This window comes from Motilibacter aurantiacus (assembly GCF_011250645.1).
Taxonomy (GTDB): domain Bacteria; phylum Actinomycetota; class Actinomycetes; order Motilibacterales; family Motilibacteraceae; genus Motilibacter_A; species Motilibacter_A aurantiacus.
On sequence record NZ_JAANNO010000014.1, the window covers coordinates 38,682 to 43,570 of the forward strand.

Consider the following 4,889-nt stretch of genomic DNA (forward strand, 5'->3'; position numbering starts at 1 on the left):
GGTCTTCTCGCCCTCGGTGTTCAGCCCGTCCGTCTTCAGCCCCGAGGTGTTCCTCAAGTCCTACTCCAACGCGCAGGCGCGCACGCTCGTCGGTGTCTCCGCCCGCGAGGGCACCGCGTCGGAGGACATCACCGCCTCGACGTGGAACAACACCGGCTACTACTACGTCCGGGTGCAGGGCCGCAACGGCGTCTCCTCCAGCGACCCCTTCGAGATCACGGCCGCCGTCACGGGGTCGACCTGCGGCCAGGTCCAGGAGTACGCGGACGAGCCCACGCTGCCCGGCGGCAGCGGGCGGTCGACCGTCATCCTCACCGACAGCGCGCGGGTCCCGGGAACAGCGCAGCAGAAGGCGCAGCTGGCGCAGAAGCTCGACGCCCTCGCCTCGCGCGTCGACGGCGTCGTGGTCGACGTCGACGCCAGCGCGAAGGTGCGCCGGCTCAACGAGCAGGCCGACGCGCACGCCAGCTGCCCCTACGCGAAGAACCTCGTCGCGCAGGCCATCCGTGACATCGTCAACTCCTACCGCGACAGCTCGGGGTCCTTGAAGGACGTCGTGCTCGTCGGCGACGACGCGGTGATCCCGTTCTTCCGCTACGCCGACCGCTCCGGCCTCGGCCCGGAGGAGGACTACGTCCCGCCGCTCGCGCACGACTCCGCCTCCGAGGCCAGCCTGCGCCGCAACCAGGTGCTGGGCCAGGACGCGTACGGTGCCGAGTTCGACGTCTCGACCAAGGGCTCCACGGTCCCGGTGCCCGACCTGCCCGTCGGGCGGCTGGTCGAGACCCCGGCCGAGATCGGCGCGACGATCGACAACTTCCTCGGCCTGGGCGGCGGCGCCCTCCCGGCCCCCACGTCGTCGCTCGTGACCGGCTACGACTTCCTCACCGACGCTGCGGACGCGGTGGCCGCGGAGCTGAGCAGCGGCATCGGCGGCAACCGGAACGACACGCTCATCACCGACCAGGGCGTGCCGCCGAGCACACGGACCCCATCGGGCGGCCAGCCCAGCCGCGCAACGTCCTGGACGGCCGACGACCTGCGAACCTCTCTTCTGGGGTCCCGCCACGACGTGGTCTTCCTCGCCGGCCACTTCAGCGCCAACAACGCGCTGGCCGCCGACGACGAGTCGACTCTCGGCGCAGCCGAGATCGCAGCGGCGCCGCCGGGCCTGTTCCGGAACGCTCTCGTCTACAGCGCGGGCTGCCACTCCGGCTACAGCATCGTCGACGACGAAGGCATCCCCCAGGTGACCGACCCGCTGGACTGGTCACAGGCCTTCGCGCAGCAGGGCGCCATCCTGGTCGCCGGGACCGGGTACCAGTACGGCGACACCGACTTCCTCGAGTACTCCGAGCGGCTGTACCTCGGCTTCACCCGCCAGCTGCGCACCGGCTCCGGGCCGGTGGCCGTGGGGGAGGCGCTCGCCGCCGCGAAGCGAGAGTACCTCGCCGAGACCCCCGAGCTGCGCGGGATCCACGAGAAGGCCCTGCTCGAGGCCACGCTCTACGGGTTGCCCATGCTCGGCGTCGACCTTCCCGGGCAGCGCCTCACCCCCGAGGACGACTCCTCGATCGCCGCTCCGGCCCCCGTCACCAGCGGCCCGGGCAGCGACGCGGGGGGCCTCGGGCTGCAGGTGGCGCAGGTGACCCTCGAGCCGCAGCTGTCCACCGTCGACCGGCCGCTGCAGAGCACCGAGGGGCCGGACGTCACGGCGTCCTACCTCACCGGCCCCGACGGCATCGTCACCAACCCGGCGGAGCCCGCCCTCCCACTGGTCGACGAGAATGTCTCGGTGCCCGGCCGGGCCCTGCGCGGGGTCGGCCTGCGCAGCGGGTCGTACACCGACACCGACGGGGTGACGCCCCTGACAGGGGCGCCGGCGACGGAGTACAGCTCGGTCCACGGGCCGTTCGTGTCGGCGGCCTTCTTCCCGAACCGGCTCGCCCGGGTGAACTACTTCGACGCGATCTCCGAAGGCAGCGCGACCGGGCAGACGCGGCTGATGCTGACGCCGACGCAGTACCGCTCCGACGCGCCGGGGTCGACCACCACGACGCAGCGCCGCTACTCCGCCGTCGGCCTGCAGCTCTTCTACAGCTCCGACACGGCCACGTACGGCCAGAACGTCCCGTCGCTCAGCTCCCCGCCCAGCCTGTCCGGGGCCCGCGCGGAGATCGCCGAGGACGGCCGCTCCGTCACGTTCTCCGCCCGGGTCGTCGGCGACCCGTCCGCGGGTGTCCAGCAGGCGTGGGTCACCTACACCGGCACCCGCGGCTCCCCGTGGCACGGCACCTGGTCCTCGCTCGACCTGCAGCAGGACCCGGAGGACTCCACGCGCTGGTCGGGGCGGCTCGCGCTGCCCGCCGGCCAGTCGGCGGCGGACGTGCGCTACCTCGCCCAGGCGGTCAGTGGCGTGGGCCTCGTCGGCGTCGCCGACAACTCCGGCACGTACTACACCCCCGGGGTCGACCCCACCGCCGCCACCGTCCCCACCGCGGTGACCCTGCGCCTGCCCGGGAGCACGGGCGGCGTCTACGCAAGCACGCTTCCGGTGCAGGCGACGCTGGACGCCCCTCAACGTGCGGGGCAGCCGGTGACGTTCACCATCGGAGGCGCCTCACGAACCGCCGTCACCGACGCGACGGGCGTCGCCCGGGCCGACCTGCCGCTCCTCGCGACCCCCGGCGTGCACGACGTCACTGCCGCCTTCGAGGGGTCGTCGACGCTGTCGCCCGCGGCGAGCGACCCGCTGCCCGTCACCGTGAGCAAGCTCGGGACCAGCCTGGTCGTCACCCAGGACCCGGCGGCCGAGGACTCCGGGGTGTCGGCGACGCTCACCGCCCGCGACCTGCCCGTCCGCTCCAAGCCCGTCTACCTCGTCGTCACCGACGCGGCGGGGCGGGTGGTCTCGCTGGTGGCGCGGGCGACCAACAGCGCGGGCACCGTACGGCTCGGGGGGCCGACGCTCCCGGCCGGCCGGCTGACCGTCCGTGCCTTCTTCGGCAGCGCGGACGTGCCGCTGCCCGGGGGCGGGGCCACGGGCACGGAGGACCCCGTCCTCGCCGCCTCGACCGCATCGGCGACGCTCGACGTGCTCGGCTCCCCGGCCATCGTGACGACGGCGCTGCCCGGGGCGGCCCGCACGGTGGCGTACTCGGCCGCCGTGCGGACGACGGGCCACCCGGCCCCGACGCTGCGGGCCGCCGGGCTGCCCCGCGGGCTGGCGCTCTCCGGCTCGCCGGACGGCGGGTACGTGATCAGCGGGACGCCGGTCGACGCGGGCACGTACCGGGTCCTGTTCACGGCGACCAGTGCCGCGGGCACCGCGACGGTCACCCTGCCGCTCGTCGTCGACGGGACGTACGTCGTCGGGCGCTTCGCGGCCCCGTTCAACGACCCGGGCCAGAGCGTGCTCTCCGCCGACCCGCGAGCCTGGGTGCTGGTGCGCACGCAGGTCCTCGGGGACGACGGATGGCCGATCCCGGACGCCGCGGCGCAGGCGCTGGTCAGGGGGTGCCGGGTGCGGATCGCCGCGCAGCCGGCGGCCGGGCCGTCCGTGCCCGACGCGGCCAACTGCCTGCTGTACCAGCCGGAGGTCGACACCTTCTTCTACTTCGCCTGGCAGGGGCCGCTCGGGTACTCGCGCGGCGACTACGACCTGACGGTGTCGGTGTACGCCCCTGACGGCGCCGTCCTCGGGCGGCACGCCGCGCCGGTGCGCTACGAGTAGCCGGGCGGGCCGTGCCCCCGCCGATGTGACCGCGAGGGGCGCGCGTGTCCGGTGGCCGGGCAGGGCAGAGGGATGGCGAAGGCCCGCCCGCCCGGGCACGGCAACTGCCACTGGCTCGTTGAGGAGACCATGCACCGCGCGATCCCTGCCACCGCCCTCGCCGCCGCGCTCGCCTTCGGGCTGAGCGCCTGCGGCGGCAGCTCCGACGAGGGGGCCGCTCCGGCCCCCGCCGGCAGCGTCGCGGCGTCGGCGAGCCCCTCCGGGCCCACCGCCTCCGGCGACTTCGCCCAGGTCCTGGCCGACAGCCAGAGGGCCACGCTCGCGGCCGGCACCGCCCGCATCGAGATGCAGGCGGGCGTCGGCCTCGCCGGCCAGGCCCAGGACGTCAGCGCCACCGGCGCGTTCGACTTCGCCGCCGAGCGCGGCTCGATGACCGTGACGACGGGGCTCGGCGGCCAGTCCGTCAGCGTGAAGACGATCGTCGCCAAGGACGCGGTCTACGTGCAGAACCCGGCCAGCCCGGGCCAGTGGATCAAGCAGGAGGTGCCGCAGGGCCTGGGCGGTCTCGCGTCCGGCAACCCGGCCGCCGCCCTCGGGGTGCTCACGTCGGCGACGAGCGACGTCGTGCTCGCCGGCGAGGAGGACGTGCGCGGCGACCGCACGGACCACTACACCGGCACGATCGACCCGGCTGCCCTCGCGCAGTCCCTGCCGCAGGCGCAGCAGGACCAGCTCGCGGCGCTGGGCGACGCCTGGCCGTTCGAGGCGTGGATCGACGACGAGGGGCGGCTGCGCAAGCTGACGATGTCGGCCGGCGGGGCCGGGAGCTCGGCCGGCGACGCGACCTCGGCGCCGAAGCCCGCTCCGACCGGGGACGCGGGGCAGATGTCGTTGACCCTGACGATCGAGATGTACGACTTCGGCACGCCGGTCACGGTCCAGACCCCGGCTCCCGGCTCCGTCCGCGAGGCACCCGGGCTCGGGTCCGGGCTCGGGGGCGGGAGCGACGCCGCCGAGCCGGCTGCGACCGCCGGGGCCTGATCGCTTCTTCGTGCTCGTCGGCGCCCGTCGTGACTCCGTCACGGCGGGCGCCCTGGCGTCTGTGGGGATCGGCGTGCGGGGGATCGGCGGCTGCGGGGGATCGGCGGCTGCGGGG

2 protein-coding genes are annotated in these 4,889 nt (G+C 74.8%); both read left to right on the top strand.

The genetic code is table 11. The features are described from left to right. The coding region (locus G9H72_RS18265) for an Ig-like domain repeat protein (RefSeq protein ID WP_196791373.1) at positions 1-3,733 on the top strand (3,733 nt) is incomplete at its 5' end. Positions 3,734-3,805: 72 nt separating this feature from the next. After that, positions 3,806-4,774, top strand: a complete 969-nt coding sequence (locus G9H72_RS18270; protein ID WP_166173808.1) for an LppX_LprAFG lipoprotein — start codon at positions 3,806-3,808, stop codon at positions 4,772-4,774. The last annotated feature ends 115 nt before the right edge of the window (positions 4,775-4,889 follow it).

Coding starts and splice junctions, on each gene's coding strand:
- G9H72_RS18270 (WP_166173808.1), top strand. CDS start 3,806: ATGGCGAAGGCCCGCCCGCCCGGGCACGGCAACTGCCACTGGCTCGTT.